Annotated in this window: 16 protein-coding genes; 11 read left to right on the top strand and 5 right to left on the bottom strand. The window is 67.4% G+C overall.

The annotated features are described in order from the left end of the window. The first annotated feature begins 75 nt into the window (after window positions 1-75). From ABZ004_RS29425 to ABZ004_RS29395, 7 genes are all read left to right on the top strand, one after another. Complete coding sequence (locus ABZ004_RS29425; protein ID WP_355684320.1) at window positions 76-876, top strand: neocarzinostatin apoprotein domain-containing protein; 801 nt, start codon at window positions 76-78, stop codon at window positions 874-876. A gap of 96 nt (window positions 877-972) precedes the next feature. Further along, window positions 973-2,235 (top strand): histidine kinase, encoded by a 1,263-nt coding sequence (locus ABZ004_RS29420; RefSeq protein ID WP_355684319.1) that lies wholly within the window; start codon window positions 973-975, stop codon window positions 2,233-2,235. Further along, entirely contained in the window at window positions 2,156-2,830 is a 675-nt protein-coding gene (locus ABZ004_RS29415; RefSeq protein WP_355684318.1) for a response regulator transcription factor, read from the top strand. The genes ABZ004_RS29420 and ABZ004_RS29415 overlap by 80 nt, the downstream gene beginning before the upstream one ends. Window positions 2,831-2,937: 107 nt before the next feature. Further along, entirely contained in the window at window positions 2,938-5,133 is a 2,196-nt protein-coding gene (locus tag ABZ004_RS29410) for an MMPL family transporter (RefSeq protein WP_355684317.1), read from the top strand. A gap of 280 nt (window positions 5,134-5,413) precedes the next feature. Further along, window positions 5,414-6,439, top strand: a complete 1,026-nt coding sequence (locus ABZ004_RS29405; protein WP_355684345.1) for an IS110 family transposase — start codon at window positions 5,414-5,416, stop codon at window positions 6,437-6,439. Window positions 6,440-7,138: 699 nt separating this feature from the next. Beyond that, window positions 7,139-7,465, top strand: coding sequence for a metalloregulator ArsR/SmtB family transcription factor (locus tag ABZ004_RS29400; protein ID WP_355684316.1), 327 nt, complete (start codon window positions 7,139-7,141; stop codon window positions 7,463-7,465). Further along, a complete protein-coding gene (locus tag ABZ004_RS29395; RefSeq protein ID WP_355684315.1) occupies window positions 7,455-7,880 on the top strand; it encodes an SRPBCC domain-containing protein in 426 nt (141 codons plus the stop codon). The genes ABZ004_RS29400 and ABZ004_RS29395 overlap by 11 nt, the downstream gene beginning before the upstream one ends. Before the next feature lie 377 nt (window positions 7,881-8,257). On the opposite strand, the gene ABZ004_RS29390 is transcribed toward ABZ004_RS29395, so the two are convergent. Further along, window positions 8,258-8,437 carry a DUF5302 domain-containing protein gene (locus tag ABZ004_RS29390; RefSeq protein ID WP_355684314.1) on the bottom strand — a complete coding sequence of 60 codons (180 nt, stop codon included), beginning with the start codon at window positions 8,435-8,437 and terminating at the stop codon, window positions 8,258-8,260. Window positions 8,438-8,691: 254 nt separating this feature from the next. Between ABZ004_RS29390 and ABZ004_RS29385 the strand changes: the two genes are divergently transcribed. Then, the gene (locus tag ABZ004_RS29385) at window positions 8,692-9,342 is read left to right on the top strand and encodes a LysE family translocator (protein WP_355684313.1); all 651 of its coding nucleotides are present in this window, start codon (window positions 8,692-8,694) and stop codon (window positions 9,340-9,342) included. A gap of 534 nt (window positions 9,343-9,876) precedes the next feature. Here ABZ004_RS29385 and ABZ004_RS29380 read toward each other — a convergent pair. Then, window positions 9,877-10,602, bottom strand: coding sequence for a class I SAM-dependent methyltransferase (locus ABZ004_RS29380; RefSeq protein ID WP_355684312.1), 726 nt, complete (start codon window positions 10,600-10,602; stop codon window positions 9,877-9,879). Between the two features lie 132 nt (window positions 10,603-10,734). Between ABZ004_RS29380 and ABZ004_RS29375 the strand changes: the two genes are divergently transcribed. Beyond that, on the top strand, window positions 10,735-10,959 hold the full coding sequence (locus ABZ004_RS29375; RefSeq protein WP_355684311.1) for a hypothetical protein: 225 nt from the start codon (window positions 10,735-10,737) through the stop codon (window positions 10,957-10,959). A 58-nt stretch (window positions 10,960-11,017) separates the two neighbouring features. On the opposite strand, the gene ABZ004_RS29370 is transcribed toward ABZ004_RS29375, so the two are convergent. The 3 genes from ABZ004_RS29370 to ABZ004_RS29360 all read right to left on the bottom strand — a co-directional run bounded on the left by ABZ004_RS29370 (window position 11,018) and on the right by ABZ004_RS29360 (window position 13,419). Next, window positions 11,018-11,710: a DUF5984 family protein gene (locus ABZ004_RS29370; protein ID WP_355684310.1), complete on the bottom strand. Its 693-nt coding sequence runs from the start codon at window positions 11,708-11,710 to the stop codon at window positions 11,018-11,020. 5 nt (window positions 11,711-11,715) lie between these two features. Next, the gene (gene ychF / locus ABZ004_RS29365) at window positions 11,716-12,792 is read right to left on the bottom strand and encodes a redox-regulated ATPase YchF (RefSeq protein WP_355684309.1); all 1,077 of its coding nucleotides are present in this window, start codon (window positions 12,790-12,792) and stop codon (window positions 11,716-11,718) included. 99 nt (window positions 12,793-12,891) lie between these two features. Next, a complete protein-coding gene (locus ABZ004_RS29360; protein WP_355684308.1) occupies window positions 12,892-13,419 on the bottom strand; it encodes a GNAT family N-acetyltransferase in 528 nt (175 codons plus the stop codon). Window positions 13,420-13,904: 485 nt separating this feature from the next. Here ABZ004_RS29360 and ABZ004_RS29355 point away from each other — a divergent pair, with 485 nt between their 5' ends. Both ABZ004_RS29355 and ABZ004_RS29350 read left to right on the top strand, forming a co-directional pair. Then, window positions 13,905-14,696, top strand: a complete 792-nt coding sequence (locus ABZ004_RS29355; RefSeq protein WP_355684307.1) for a polysaccharide deacetylase family protein — start codon at window positions 13,905-13,907, stop codon at window positions 14,694-14,696. Between the two features lie 101 nt (window positions 14,697-14,797). Further along, window positions 14,798-16,123, top strand: coding sequence for a DNA recombination protein RmuC (locus ABZ004_RS29350; RefSeq protein WP_355684306.1), 1,326 nt, complete (start codon window positions 14,798-14,800; stop codon window positions 16,121-16,123). Window positions 16,124-16,572 lie beyond the last annotated feature (449 nt).

Here is a 16,572-nt window from a genome sequence, read left to right as displayed (position 1 = left end):
GCGTCGCGACTGAATCGCAGGTAGGAAGGACGCGGGGCCAGGGGCGTCTCGATCGACAATGTGGGGGGACCACAGATGAGAATTCTTGCTGCCGTCACCGGAGCGACCTTGCTCTTGGGTCTGGTGTCGGCGCCGGCGATCGCCACGGCGCCGGCACCGTCCATCCAGGTGAGCCGGACGACCGGCCTCGCGGGCGGCGACCAGGTGCGGGTGACTGCCCGCGGTTTCGCGTCCGGGTCGGAGGTTCAGGTGATCCAATGCGACTACTTCGCCGACTCCCCGGATCGCGTCTGCCTCGACACTCAGACTGTCACCGCCGGGACGACCGGCCGGATCTCCACCGTGGTCACCTTGGGCGACCCGGTCTGGTGGGAACGTGATGTCGGCCAGCCGAGGCCGACCTATTGCCGCGCGGACATCTGTCACCTCTTCGCGGTCGGGTACGACAGCGCCGGTCAGCGGTTGACCCTGGAGTCCGTGGCACTGAGGTTCACGGGATCGCCGGCCACCATCACCGCGACGCCGGACACAGACCTCGCGGCCTCGCAGTGGGTCAGGGTCCGCGGCACCGCGTACGGCGCCGAAGGCCGTCAGGTCCAGATCGTCGAACGCGCCTGCTTCGACATCATCCAGGAGACCAGCTGCTATGCGCCGGGCAAGGTCGTCACCACCCGCGTCCACAGCGACGGGACGTACTCCGCGTGGTACCTGGCGAAGGGGATCCTCGTCGACGGCTCGGACTGCGCCGAAGGCTTCTACCTCGGCGACTGCTTCCTGTCCGTCGCGGTGCTGGACTCGGCCGGGCAACCCGACGACAGCTTCGGCGTCTTCTGGTGGGGCGATATGAGCACGCGGCTCGCCTTCCGCAAGAGCTGAGTCCGTACTGCGGCACGGCGTACCGCGGTTGTAGTAGTTGTGGTTTACAACCGATAGACGACGTGCCGCACCCGGCGCACGTCGTACGGTGGTGCGATGGCAGTGCTGGCGTCTCCGCATGAGCCCTCGTGGATCGCCCGGCATCCACGAGTGACCGACGCGGTCCTGATCGGGTCGCTGCTGGCCGCGGTCCTCATCCATCCGGGGGACAAAGGCGGACCGCCGGTCGAGCGGACCCCTCTGGTGGTGGTGCTCGCCCTGATCGCCTGCCTGTCGCTGGCGTTGCGGCGGGACTGGCCGCTGACCACCCTCGCGCTGACCACGACGTCCTACTGCGTCTACATCCTGGCCGTCGCGCCGAAGGGTCCGATCGGCGTCACACTGGCCGTCGCGGTCTACACGATCGTGCTGAGCTTCCCCCATGGCCGGCAGCGGGCCGTGCCACTCGCCGCGGCGACGGCCGCCTGCATCGTCTGTACGACGATCGCGGCCGACGGCGCCGTCTGGGAGAACGTCGGCATCCTGGTGCTGATCGGCCTCTCGGTCGCGGCCGGCGAGGCGGTCCGCAACCGGCGCGCCTACCTGGCCGAGATCCAGGAGCGGGTCCGGCGGGCCGAGCAGACCCGCGAGGAAGAGGCCGAGCGGCGGGTGATGGAGGAGCGGATCCGGATCGCGCACGAACTGCACGACGTGATCGCCCACCACATCGCGCTGATGAACGTCCAGGCCGGCGTCGCGGCGCACATGCTGCGCGAACAACCCGAGGAGTCGGAGCGCGCACTGGCCCTGGTCCGCGAGGGCGGTCGCACGGTGCTGCAGGAGCTGACCGTGCTGCTCGGCGTGCTGAGGAAGACAGGCGACAGCAGTACGCCGACCATGCCGTCACCGTCGCTCGACCAGGTGGGGTCGCTGATCGACTCGTTCGCCGCGGCGGGGTTGCAGGTGGAGTGGCAACAGCCCGAGGAGCCTTCGGAGGAGCTGCCCGACCTGGTCGGCCTCACGGCGTACCGGGTGTTGCAGGAGTCTCTGACCAACGTGGTCAAACACACGACCGATGCCAAGGTGACGGTCCGGATCAGCAGGAGCCACGCCGTACTGGATCTCGACGTCACGAACACCGCCGGCTCACCGGGACCGACCGTTCCGGTGGGCAGCGGGCACGGGTTGATCGGGATGCGGGAACGAGTGGCTACTGTCGGTGGCAGGGTCACCGCCGGGCCGACGCCGGAAGGCGGGTTCCGCGTCCATGCGGTCCTGCCGCTCAGGGAAGGAGCTGTCGTTGACGATCCGGGTGCTGCTGGCGGACGACCAGACGCTGATCCGCAGAGGATTCCGGGTTCTTGTCGACTCGGCCCCTGACCTCGAGGTGGTCGGCGAGGCGGCGAACGGGCGGGAGGCCGTCGAGCTGGCCCGGAGCTGCCGGGCGGACGTGATCCTGATGGACATCCGGATGCCCGAGCTCGACGGGCTGGCCGCGACCCGCGAGATCATGGCCGACGACGGGCTGGCCGGCGTGCGGGTGCTGATCCTGACCACGTTCGAGATCGATGAGTACGTGTTCGAGGCCTTGCGGGCGGGGGCGAGCGGCTTCCTCGGCAAGAGCGTCGAGCCGGCCGAGCTGATCGACGCGATCCGGACCGTGGCGAGCGGCGACGCGCTGCTGTCGCCGAAGGCGGTGAAGGGGCTGATCGACCGGTTCCTGGCACAGCCCGAACTGGATCAGGCTGCTGCGCCCGCAGTACTGGCCGCGCTGACCGAGCGCGAGCGGGAGGTGGTCGGGCTGGTCGCGACCGGGCTGTCCAACGACGAGATCGCCGAACGGCTCGTGGTCGCGCCGATGACGGCGAAGACGCACGTCAACCGGGCGATGATGAAGCTCGGCGCCCGCGATCGCGCGCAGTTGGTCGTGATCGCCTACCAGAGCGGGCTGGTCCGGGTCGGCGACTCTTCGTAGCCGGGTCGCATACCGCGGTTGTCGTCGGCATACCGCGGCTGCGGTAGACCGAGGAGCCGACCAGCGGCAGACGCGAGTTACAAGGGCCCGCGGCAACCATCGTGGGTATGGCTACCATCCTCTACCGGCTCGGCCGGTTCGCATTCCGCCGCCGCGGACTCGTCATCGCGCTCTGGGTCGCGTTGCTCGGCATCGCCGGGGTCGGCGCGGCCACCTTGTCGGGCCCGACCGCGACCGGCTTCTCGATCCCCGGTACGGAGTCGCAGCGGGCGGTCGATCTGCTGCAGGAGCGGTTCCCGCAGGTGTCGGCCGACGGAGCCACCGCACGGGTCGTCCTGCAGGCACCGGCCGGGCAGAAGCTCAGCGATCCGGCAACCAAGGCGGTCGTGGAGCAAGTGGTCGGCAAGCTCGGCACCGGTCCGCAGGTGCAGCAGGTTGCGGACCCGTTCAAGGCCGGCACGATCGCGCCGGACGGCCGGACCGGCTTCGCCGAGGTCACCTACAAGGTGACCGCCGACGCGCTGACCGAGCAGGACAGAGCCGCCGTCGAGACCGCGACCGAACCGGCCCGCGCGGCGGGTCTCAGCGTCGAGTACGGCGGCGACGCGATGCAGGCCGAACAGGCACAGAGCCTGACCGAGGTGATCGGCCTCGGCGTCGCGGCGGTCGTCTTGATGATCACCTTCGGCTCGCTCGTCGCCGCCGGCCTTCCGTTGCTCGCGGCAATCATCGGGGTCGGCATCGGCGCGGCCGGGATCACCACCGCGAGCGGCTTCATCGACATCGGCTCGGGGACACCGATCCTGGCGTTCATGATCGGCCTCGCGGTCAGCATCGACTACGCCTTGTTCATCATGTCGCGATACCGGCACGAGATCGCGACCGGCAAGGAGCCCGAGGACGCCGTCGGGCACGCCGTCGGTACGGCGGGCTCCGCGGTCGTCTTCGCCGGCCTGACCGTCGTGATCGCGCTGGCCGGGCTGTCCGTCGTCGGGATCCCGTTCCTGACCCAGATGGGGCTGGCCGCGGCCTTCACCGTCGTCATCGCCGTAGCCATCGCGGTGACTTTGTTGCCTGCTCTGTTGGGAGTAGCCGGTCGACGCGTGCTCGGCGGCAAGATCCCGTTCCTGAAGACGCCCGACCCGGAGGCCGCGGACAAGCCGACCATCGGCCGGCGCTGGGGCAGCTTCGTCACCCGTCGCCCGATCCCGGTCCTGCTGATCGCGGTGCTCGGGCTCGGCATCATCGCCGTACCGGCTCTCGACCTGCAGCTCGGGCTGCCCGACGACAGCTCGGCAGCGCCGTCCTCGACCCAGCGCAAGGCCTACGACACGCTCGCCGAGGGTTTCGGTCCCGGTTTCAACGGGCCGCTGATGGTCGTCGTCGACGGCGCTCATGCTTCTGACCCGAAGGCAGCTGCAGCACGGATCGAGACCGCCACCAAGGGACTCCCCGACGTCACCGCGGTCACGCCGGCGGTGTTCAACCAGGCCGGCGACACCGCGATCCTGCGGGTCATCCCGGCCAGCGGACCGAGTACCACGGAGACGAAGCATCTGGTCGCAGCGATCCGCGACGTACCGCCCGGCGGCGGCGCGCAGGTCTCGGTGACCGGCGCGACCGCGTTCAACATCGACATGTCCGCCAAGCTCGGGTCGGCGCTGATTCCCTATCTGGCGTTGGTGATCGGGCTCGCGTTCCTGCTGCTGATGGTGGTCTTCCGGTCCGTCCTGGTGCCGCTGAAGGCGACCTTGGGCTTCCTGCTCACGGTGGCGTCCACCTTCGGTGCGGTGGTCGCGGTCTTCCAGTGGGGCTGGTTGGCCGACCTGTTCGGCATCACCGGCCAGACCGGCCCGGTGATCAGCATGCTGCCGGTCTTCCTGGTCGGCGTCGTCTTCGGGCTCGCGATGGACTACCAGGTCTTCCTGGTCACCAGGATGCGTGAGCAACACGTCCACGGTGCCACCCCGGTCCGCGCCGTTGTCGAGGGTTTCAGCCACGGCTCCCGGGTCGTCACCGCCGCCGCGATCATCATGATCGCCGTCTTCTCCGGCTTCATCCTCTCCAGCGAAACCCTGGTCCGCGAGATCGGCTTCGGCCTCGCCTTCGCCGTCTTCGTCGACGCCTTCATCGTCCGGATGACCATCGTCCCCGCCGTGATGGCCCTCCTCGGCAGATCCGCCTGGTGGCTCCCCCGCTGGCTCAACCGCCTCCTCCCCAACGTAGACATCGAAGGCGACTCCCTCCAGCCCTCCTCCACCCCCACCCAACACCCCCGAATCCCAGAACTAGCAAGCCACTAACAGTGAGGATGTGGGTGAGGGCCCCGCAGCGGTCGTCCTGACTCGGCCCCTAACTGACTTCGGGTCTTGAACGGGATCTGTCGGTCGACCTGCTGCGGGGCTCGCTTGCACTCACCGGCGAGTACTCGTGACTTCATAGGAGCCTGTGCCAGCAGGCACCCATCACTGTTTGTCCGTCGCTCGGCTGGTGCGTGCCGCCCTGACCGTGTCGAGTGGAAGGACGGCGATGTCTACCATCGCACAACGAAATAGCGTGTCCCAGGCCGTGCCCGAGGTCTAGATCACCGGCGGTGTCGACACCCATCGCGACACCCACACCGCCGCGGCGATCGACCAGGCCGGCCGGATGCTCGGTCACCAGACCTTCCCCACCACCAGCACCGGCTATACCGCCTTACTGGCCTGGCTGGGTTCGTTCGGGCCGGTCGTGCTGATCGGTGTCGAAGGCACCGGCGCCTACGGTTCAGGCCTGACCAGCTACCTCACCAGCCAAGGCATCACCGTGGTCGAGATCGACCGGCCCAGCCGCAAAACCCGTCGGTCCGCAGGCAAGTCCGACCCGATCGACGCCGAGGCCGCAGCCCGCGCAGCCTTGGGCAAAGTACGCACCGGAATTCCCAAAACCCGTGACGGACAGGTCGAGGCACTGCGCAACCTGCGCATCGCCCGCAACAGCGCCGTCAGCCAGCGCGCTGACTGCATGCGCAGAATCAAAGCCCTGATCGTCACCGCACCACACGGCCTGCGCCAGCAACTACGCGGCCTCACCAGCGCCCGCCTGATCCACACCTGCCACAACCTGCGGCCCGATCTCACCCAGATCGCGACCCCGCAACAAGCCGTCAAAACCGCACTACGATCCCTGGCCCGCCGCCACCTCGCAGCCCAGCAAGAGATCACCGAGCTCGATCAACTCATCACCGAACTGATCAACACCATCAACCCCGAACTGCTCACCCTCAACGGCGTCGGCCCCGACGTCGCCGGCCAACTCCTGGTCACCATCGGGCAAAACCCCGAACGCATCCACTCCGAAGGTGCCTTCGCGATGCTCTGCGGCGTCGCACCCATCCCCGCATCATCAGGCCAGACCCACCGCCACCGCCTCAACCGCGGCGGCGACCGCCAAGCCAACTCAGCCCTCTACACAATCGTCATCTGCCGACTCCGCTGGGACCCCCGCACCCGCACCTACCTCGAACGCCGCACAGCCACCGGACTCTCCAAAAAGGACATCATCCGCTGCCTCAAACGCCTCATCGCACGCGAGATCTACTACGTCCTCACCCGAACACGAACCACTTGACATCCATAGGAGCATCCCCACCCCAGCAACCCGCCCACCCCAACACCTCACCCCACCCCAACACCTCGCCCCACCCCAACACCTCGCCCCACCCCAACACCTCGCCCCACCCGTCCCGCCCCACCTCACCTCGCCCGTGAACCCGCTGCGACCTGACGCCGCTCCGGTCCCGATCGCGCTCCGGTTCCCCGATACAGGCCCCTCCTACGACTCCGGACGCCCCCGACCCTCCTCGAAGAGGTGGCCTCGCTCCCGGCATTGGGGTTAGCCCCCTGCTATGGAAGGGGGGCAACCACCACAAGAGGAGCTAACCCCACGGAGACGGAGCGAACCCCGCGGAGGTGGAGGGGCGTGCCGACCGACAGGAGGTATAGATGCTGCAAGGGCGGCTTCGCGCTCAGGTGGGCGGAGCTGGGGCGGCTCGGGTGGGGTATGTCCTGTCCGGCGGTCCGGCGGTCTCGTTGGGTGGGAAAGAAACAATCGCTATCTGTGCAAATTTCTTTCCAGGTAAGGGGAATCGGGGCGGGGCGGCGGTCAGGACACTCCCGGGTGGAGGCGGCCGAGCAGGTGCGGCTGTTGGTCCTCGTCGCCGAGGCGGCCGAGCTGGCAACGCGCTCTGGGGCGAGTTCGGCATCTAGGTGGAGGATCGCGTCATCGACGGAGAACGAGGGTTGACAGGATACTTCACCAGATGGTGAAGTGTTTCTCGTGTTGGAGACGACGTTTGCGGCGCTCGGGGATGGGACCCGGCTGGCGGTGGTGACGCGGTTGAGTCGGGGGGAGGCGACGATGGGGGAACTCGCGGCGCCGCATCGGGTGAGTCTGCCGGCGATGACGAAGCATGTCGGGGTGCTGGTGGATGCCGGCCTCGTCACCCGCAGGAAGGTCGGGCGCACGGTGGTCTGCACGTTGCGCCCCGAAGCATTCTCCGAAGTACAGAGTTGGCTCGGCGACCTCACGGCGTACTGGAACACGACGATCGACCGACTGGAAGACCTGTTGCGAGGGAGCGACGATGAGCACTGATGTCCGGATCGAGAGGGTGCTTCCGGCAACGATCGGGCGCGTGTACGACGCTTGGTCGCGACCGGAGCTGATGTCGCGGTGGTACTGCCCGAACCCGGCTCACGAGCTCCGGGTCGAGGCCGATGTGCGAATCGGCGGCGCGTACGTCGTGACGATGGGACCGTATGTTGTTCGAGGCAACTACCTTGAGGTCGATCCGCCGCACCTGCTCGCCTTCACCTGGAAATGGGACGGCAGCGACGACTCTTCAGAGGTCCGCGTCGAGCTGACCGAGGTCGACGACGGCACCCACCTGCTACTCAGCCACACCGCACTCAGCAACGCGGAAGACGCCACCGGACACCTACAAGGCTGGGAACTCCAACTAGCCCGCCTCACAGACCTCCTCACAACCGAAGCACCCCACCCTGCCTGACCGACGAGGTATCCGGGCAGCGCTCTGCCCCGCCGCGTCCCGACGGACAGGAGGTAGCAGCCGTCACCTAGTGCACCCAAGCGTCCCGTGTACACCGTCCCGGGTGCACTACCTGTCAGTCCGCACACCGTCATCCAAGCGACCGGAGCGTGCGCCGGCGCCACTCCTCCGCGGACGGTCACCGGCGCCCGCAGTACGGGAACTCACCCGAAACACGCAGCGCCGAGACCTCACCGGAAACACGCAGTACGAGGACCTCACCGGACGCACGTAGTACGGGACCTCACCGGACACACGTCGTACGGGATCCCCGCCAGGGCAAAAGTTGAGCCCCGGGCGGTGACCCGGGGCTCGGAGTGGATGGATGGGCGGCGGAATCAGCTGCCGGACTTGCGCCGGAACTGGCGCTTCTGCTTGTCGTTGTGCGCCTCGCCGACGCCCTCGTGCCGCGGCCCGGTGCCCGGGTGCGACTCGTGGTTCTTGTTCTTCTTGGCAAGCGCCTCGCGGAACTTCTTCTGCAGATCGTCCTGCGCCGGCTCGCTGGGCTTGTCGCTCATACCGTCTCCTTCACAAACCGTCAGGCGTACGGACTCTAGCTAACCAATTGTGAAGGGCACCCCGCCAGGCAATTACGGCGGGGCCCTGCTCAGCGCCCAGCCACCCGCCGCCTGACCTCCCGCCGCGCGTGCGGTTCCACCTCGGCAAGCCCGACCGCGGCGCCGCCCCGCGATCTCACTGGAGGAAATATCCCCGGACGGTGCGCTCGCCGACTGTTAGTTTCGAGGCTCGGTCTAGGGATAGGGGATGGATAGTGCTGGTCAGTACTGAGGCGCTGGCAGGAATCGCATTGGTCGAGCTCGGACTCGTCATCGTGCCGGGACCGAACATGATCTACCTGGTCTCGCGGTCGGTCACCCAAGGCCGTCGTGCGGGCCTGACCTCACTCGCCGGAGTAGGCGTCGGCTTCTTCACCTACTTGCTCGCGGCAACCGCCGGCCTGGCGACCCTCTTCGCCCTGGTCCCCGAGATCTACCTCACCCTGAAACTCGCCGGCGCCGCGTACCTGCTCTGGCTGGCCTGGGGCGCCCTCCGTCCCGGCGGCAGTTCCGCCTTCACCCCGTCCGAACTCACCCCAGACCGCCCCCGCAAGCTCTTCGGCATGGGTCTGCTGACCTGCATCCTCAACCCGAAGATCGCGATCCTCTACATCTCACTGCTCCCGCAGTTCGTCGACCCGTCCCGCGGCCACATCGGCACCCAGAGCCTGTTCCTCGGCCTCACCCAGCTGGCCGTCGGCGTCATCATGAACGCCGTCTTCGTCATCACCGCCGGCTCCGTCGCCACCTTCTTCTCCCGCAAACCCCTCTGGTCCCGCATCCACCGCTACGTGACCGGCACCGCCCTGGCAGCCTTCGCCGTGAAACTAGCCACCGACCGCACCCAACCCGTCGCGTCCCCATAGAGCGCCACCCCTCACCATCCGCCGTCACTCGCCCACCCTCCGGCGCAATTCCCCTTACCCTGCAGCGTTCCTGCCGCTGCTCATTTGGCCCCCGCCGTACAGTTACTTCCACGGCCCCGAGCCCACCGTCACCTACCCGCGACCCGCCCTCAACGCGCAGTCGCCCAGCTAGGCCCGGCCGTCCCCTCAACAGGTCAGGGTGCCGGGTGAGCACCATTCCCTGCCCCGGCACCCTGGCCGCACCACCCCTCCGCCCTCTTGGCTCCCATCTACAACGCGGAGCCGCCAACACCGCAGCACAGGCCTTCTCCCCCACCCAGTTGGCGATCCTGCACTGCCTGTACTCCCGCCACCACAACGGTGCATCCGGAACAACCCTGCCTACTTCAACCGGATACAACACGGTCACCTGCTACTCGCGGTACGGCAGCTATTCAGCCTTCGCAGACTACCCAGGCTGCGCACTGACCGAAGCACTTCGCGAGCCGGCCTCTCTTCCCGACGGCCCGCCCTGGCCACGCCACGCGGCAACCGCTAAGCCAACTCCGCGACAAACACGAATTCCTTGCCCGGCCGATCCGGCGCATCCCGTACGTCGGTGACCGCGAACCCCGTTGCCTGCAAGGACTCCTCGATCTCCGCCCGACTCCGGAACCGCAGCGTCGACTCCGAGGTCAGCACCGCCCCATCAGCCTCGAACACGTACTCCGACCGAAACGTCACGAACGGCTCCCGCACCTCAACCAGCTCGGTCCAGTTCTCGACAACCCCAACCCCGTCCACCTCAACCCGCCGGTACGTCGCCTCCCGATTCCACTCCAACCACGCCCGACGCGCCGGATCCCTCGTCTCGAACACGAACCGCCCACCCGGCGCCAACGCAGCCCGTAGGCCGTACAGCGTCGCGACCCACTCCTCATCGCTCAGAAACACCTGCGCCACATTCCCCGTCATCACCGCCAGATCCACCTGCAACTCCGGCAGCCCGGTCGCATCCCCATGCACCCACCGAACCTTCTCGGCCCCAGCCTTCCCCCGCGCCACCTCCAACGAAGCCTCCGCCGGATCCACCCCCACCACCTCAACCCCAAGCCCTGCCAACAGCGTCGCCAATGCCCCCGTCCCACACCCCACATCCAGCACGGACCGCGCCCCGAACTCCCTCACGATCTCCACATAAGCAGCAAGATCCCCCCGCCCACCCTCCAACCAGTCATAAACCCCCACCAACCGCGGCACCCCAAACAACGCATCAACCATCCCCCGAACCTAAAACCCCACGCCCTCCCCCACCAACCCACTTTCCACCAACAGCACAGCCAAATGATCGGACTCAGGTGAGTCCCCGAAGCCGAACTTGGTGCGGAGGACATAACCCCCTACATTCACCGCATGGCCGACAGAATTAGGGTCCGGAGCGATCCGGAGACGGAGCACGCCCTGACCGTCCTGACCCGAGACGGCACCCCACGCCCCACGGCCGTCCGCCAAGCCATACTCGAAGCAGCCCTGCGCAAGGAACGAGCCACGGCAATGCGCCGCGCCGTACTACGAATCCCACTCGGCGACCCAGACGACATCAACATCGCCACCAAGATCGCCCGCGACCGCGGATGATCTACCTCGACGCGGCCGCCATCATGAACTCGTCCGGCGGAGATCCGACCGTGGTAGGTCAGCGGCTCATCAGCTGGCCGTCGCCTGTTCTTACGGCCGGCCAGTCTGTACTGCGTTGGTAGGCGCGGGCCCGCTTCAGCCAGACCGAGCGATCCTGGTGCTCCTGGCGTAGGCGATCGAGGTCTAGTTCAACGCCGACGGGTGGAATGGCTTCGGCCTCTGCGATCCGGTCGGCCATCGCCGCCAGCAACTCCCGATCGAACTCCTCGATCGCGGCAACGAAGTCTGTGACCGACATCGTCGTTCGAAGAGCTCGGGGTTCGGCAAAGTTGGCCGGGGCGTTCCAGTCGACCGTGATCTGGTCGCCGGTTCGCCAGCAGCGCAGGCTCGGCGGCTCGCGGAGGTACCCGAAGTACACGTCCCGGGACGACCACCAGTCCATGGCGGCGTCGACAGCTTCGGACTCGGCGTCGTTCCAGCCGCGACCATCGGACTCGACGAAGCCGACCAGATCGGCCGGAACCTGTTCGAGCGCTGCAGGGAGCAACTGGAGCAGGTCTTCCCACAACCGGACGACGTAGTAGTCGACGTACGGGATCTCATAGTCAGCAGCAAACTTGAGCAAGCAGACGTCACCGAGCTCGATCCAGTACCAGCCCTCAGTCAGCCCGAACCAGTGCAGGTTCGCCCTTTCCCTACCCCAAGGCGCAACCTCCGCCAACGGCCGAAGCTCAAACCGAAAACGGATCAAAACCGTCAGACGTTGAAGCGGAATTCCACGACGTCGCCGTCGGCCATGATGTAGTCCTTGCCTTCTATGCGGACTTTGCCGGCGGATTTGGCGGCGGCCATGGAGCCGGCGGTGATCAGGTCTTCGAAGGAGACTATTTCGGCTTTGATGAAGCCGCGCTGGAAGTCGGTGTGGATGACGCCGGCGGCTTCGGGGGCGGTGGCGCCCTTCTTGATGGTCCAGGCGCGGGATTCCTTGGGGCCGGCCGTGAGGTACGTCTGCAGGCCCAGGGTTTCGAAGCCGACGCGAGCCAGCGTGTCCAGGCCGGGCTCCTCGACGCCCATCTCGGTGAGCATCTCGCGGGCCTCGTCCTCGTCGCCGAGTTCGACCAGTTCGGCCTCGAACTTGGCGTCCAGGAAGATCGCCTCGGCCGGGGCCACCAGCTCCCGCATCCGGGACTTCAGGTCTTCGTCGGCCAGCTCGTCGGCGTCGCAGTTGAAGACGAAGAGGTACGGCTTGGCGGTCATCAGCATCAGTTCGCGGATCGCCGCGCGGTCCACGTTCGTGGCGATGATCGGCGTACCGGCCTCGAGGTGCTTCTGCGCCTCCCGGACCGCCTCCAGGACGGCGACGCCCTCCTTCTTCAGGCGGGCTTCCTTCTCCAGCCGCGGGATCGCCTTCTCGACGGTCTGCAGGTCGGCCAGGATCAGCTCGGTCTGGATGGTGGAGATGTCGTCGGCCGGCGAGACCTTGCCGTCGACGTGGGTGACGTCGTCGTCGCGGAACACCCGGGTGACCTGGCAGATCGCGTCGGACTCGCGGATGTGGCTGAGGAACTTGTTGCCCAGCCCTTCGCCCTCGGAGGCGCCGCGCACGATCCCGGCGATGTCCACGAACTGCACCGTGGCCGGCAGGATCTTGGCGGAGCCGAAGATCTCGGCGAGCTTGTCCAGCCGCGCGTCCGGTACGCCAACCACGCCCACGTTCGGCTCGATCGTCGCGAACGGGTAGTTCGCCGCGAGCACGTTGTTCTTGGTCAGCGCGTTGAAGAGCGTGGACTTGCCCGCGTTGGGGAGCCCGACGATTCCGATGGTGAGTGCCACGGGCGACAAGAGTACGCGGCCCACCCCGCCGTACCCCAATCCGACGATCACCGCCCCGTACTGCGAACCACGCGCAGCCGGGCGCCCGTCGTACCGGCGTCAGATCACGAAAGACTCCAGCTCGGCTCCGTACCAGCGCGAGGTGAGCCCGAGTGAGCGCATCTGCAACCGTCTGCACACGGCCAGCGACGCCGCGTTGTCAGGCCGTACGACGGCGTAGATCTCGCTCACCCCCGACCGGAATCCCCGCGAGATCGCCCCGCGCGCCGACTCGGTGGCAAGCCCTCGCCCCCACGCGTCGGGATGGAAGTGCCAGCCGACCTCGACCTCTCCGCGACTCGGCGCACCGGCGGGTTCGGGCAGCGGCACCAGCAATACAGTCCCCGCGACCGTCCCGGAGGCCTTCTCCTCGACCGCCCAGATCCCGAACACGGCGTCCTGATTGCGCTCGTTCCAGCGCTTGATCGTGCGGTCGGCCGCACCGCGGTCCGTCATCACGCGCGGATCGGCGCCCAGCCAGCGCGACACCTCCCAGCGCCGGTAGATGTCGAACACCCGGTCGCCGTCGTCCTCGGCCCAGTCCCGCACGATCAGCCGGTCGGTCTCGAAAACCACCTTCGGATCCATCCGCCCTCCCTGACCAGAAGATGTACCGAGCAGCACCTCCCGGCCGCAAGTGAAACCGCGAAGTGTGACCGGACGGAGAGCAAAGATCCAAGAAGGCCGTGAGTGCCGTCACACCCCGTGGTCACCCGTACACCGACTCGCAGTTCCCCGTACCACGGCGCCCACCGACTCGTAGTTCCCGGTACTGCGGTGTCTGCCGCCCGACCACTCCGCCCGCGTTCACCTGATCGCCGCACTACGGCAGCCGCCGTCACCCCAGCCGCCGTACTGCGGTGACCACCCATCGCCTGACGCCCTAACCTGCAGCGCCCGCCGTCGCCTGTTTGTCCTTGGAGAGAAGGCTTTTTCGCTTGACCTGACCCACTGAGATCTCCCCGCAACATGCGGATGCCAACCAGATCAGGACATGGCGCGTCTCCTCTTATGACAGCTCCTGAGGGGGAGCCAACTGGGGAACATCCGCCTGATCCACGAGGAGCATCGTCATGTCCAGAAAGCTTGCTGCCATCTTCGCGACCGGCGCAGCGGCCGCCCTGGTCGTCGGTTCACTGATCGCGATGGCGCTGGTCCATGAGAACCCGCCGAAGCCGACGTCGGCAAGCAGCGTCACGCCGAGTGAGACGCCCACCACGACGCCGACGAACGACCCGACGGATCAGCCCTCCGAGACACCGAGCAACACACCGGACAACCACTCCGGCAGTCCCGCCGCTGATCCGACCGCGGCCGCCGCGGCTGGTAACAAGAAGGTCGTCTTCTTCAGCTTCGACGACGGCCCGGATCCGTACTGGACGCCGAAGATCCTTGCAGTCCTGCAGAAGTACGGCGCCCACGCGACCTTCTTCGAACTCGGCAACATGCAGGCCGCACACCCCGGTCTGCGCGAGCAAGTACTTGCCGCAGGCAACACCATCGGCAGTCACTCGATCTCGCACCCGCAGCTGACTGCGATCAGCGCCGCGAGGCGGCACCACGAGATCTTCGACGGTCCGCAGTCGAAGTGCTTCCGCCCGCCGTACGGCGCGTCCAACCCCAAGGTCCGGGCCGACATCAAGGCCGCCGGCATGGTGCAGGTGCTCTGGGACGTCGACCCGCGCGACTGGGCGCGGCCGGGCGTCAACGCGATCTACAACAACATCATGCACAACGCCCACCGGCGCAACATCATCTTGATGCACGACGGCGGCGGCGACCGCGGCCAGACCGTTGCCGCGCTCGACAAGGCACTGCAGTCGCTGAAGGCCCAGGGCTACTCCTTCCCCGCGATGGACTGCTGACCCTTCGCTGATCCCTGGATTGTTGCTCGAAACCCACTAAATCAGGCGCCGCCGACAGTTGCTCCACAAAACTGTCGGCGGCGTCTGCCACTGTCTGTGACATGGCTGGTACGACGTTGCTGTTGGTGCTCCTGTTCCTCGCGGTCGGGCTGTTGCTCGGCGCGGTGTTCGGGGTGCTCTGGTCCCGCGGTCGCGACGGAGCCGAGTTGGCCCGGATCACCGCTGAGCGCAATGCGGCCGAGGATCGGGTCGTGGAGCTGACCCAGGAGCGCCATTCGGTCGGCCAGCAGATGTCCGGCCAGGCGGTCGTCAAGGAGTCCCTGGATCGCCTGCACGCCCAGCTGAACCAGTTGGAGAAGGGCCGGGCGGCCTGGCAGAGCCAACTCCATCAGCAGGTGAACGAAGTGCGGATGAGTGGTGAGGCGCTGCGGCGCGAGACCGCATCCTTGTCGACAGCTCTGCGAAAACCTCAGGTGCGCGGCCGGTGGGGCGAGCTGCACCTGAAGCGGACGGTGGAACTGGCCGGCATGGTCGCGCACTGCGACTTCACCGAGCAGACGTCGACGGTGACCGACGACGGGCTGCTCCGGCCGGACATGGTCGTCCGACTTGCCGAGGGCAAGAATCTGGTGGTCGACTCCAAGGTTCCGCTGGCCGCCTTCCTGGAGGCCGCCGAGAGCGAGGACGCCGACTTCCGGGAGGAACGGTTGCGCGCCCACGCGCGGCACCTGCGGACCCACGTCGACCAGTTGTCCGCCAAGGCGTACTGGTCGAGGCTGGCGTCGACACCCGAGTTCGTCATCCTCTTCGTGCCTGGCGAGTCGTTCCTGTCCGCCGCGTTGGACGTCGAGCCGTCCTTGCTCGAGTACGCCGCCGAGCGCCGGGTGATCCTGGCGACGCCGACGACGCTCATCGCGACCCTCCGAGCGGCCGCCTACGCCTGGAACCAGTCGGCGCTGACCGAGTCCGCCCAGCAGGTCTTCGAGCTCGGCCGAGAGCTCTATGAGCGACTCAGCACCATGGGCGACCACCTCGGCCGAGTCGGCCGCTCCCTCACCTCTGCCGTAGACGCCTACAACCGCACCGTCGGCTCCTTCGAGAGCCGAGTCTTCACCACTGCCCGCAAACTCCGCGACCTCCACGTCACCGAAGCAGAACTAGAAGCAATGGAAGCCATCGAGGCCTCCGTCCGCCCCCTCACCGCCCCCGAACTCCTAGCCCTGGAAGAAGCCGAAACAGAAGACCAAACCCGCCGGTGGATCCAAGGCCCCCCAATCGACCGGACCCCCCGCCCAACCCCCACGCTCCCCCACCCCCCAACCCCAGCCCCACCCCACGACGCGCCCCCAGACCATCCCCACCGCGCCAACCCCACACGCCCCCACCCCGACACCACCCCCCTCCCCGGCCTCGACCAAACCGGCTGACCCCACCTCCAGAGCACACTCACCCCAGCCTCGTCGCCCAGCCGACCTTCACCCAGAGCGCCCAGCAGTCATCTCGTCACCCCTTCAGCGAGCCGATCATGCGCTCCGGCTGCTCCCAACCGCCTTCAGCCAACCGGCTGACCCCGCGAGCCACCCGCTCACCGCCAGGACACACTCACCCCAGCCTCTTCGCTCACAGTCCTCACCCACATCCGTCGCCGGATTCGGCGTGGCGGTGTCGGGAGGTTGGTATGTCAGGCGTCGGGTATCCGCCAGGGGTTTGGCATTGACAAGGATGCGGGGTCGGCCAAGTATGAGAGCGCTCTCACTCACCGGTGATCCACCGTCCCTCACCGGCTGAGCAGTGGGCACCGGGTGCTTTCCAGTCCGTCAGGACCGCCCGTGGAGCTGCTGCGGCCTGGTAGCGCAGAAGTTCGGCGAGCTTGCCG

The sequence above is a fragment of the Kribbella sp. NPDC006257 genome, assembly GCF_040613535.1.
Taxonomy (GTDB): Bacteria; Actinomycetota; Actinomycetes; order Propionibacteriales; family Kribbellaceae; genus Kribbella.
This window is presented reverse-complemented; position numbering and strand designations above follow the sequence as displayed.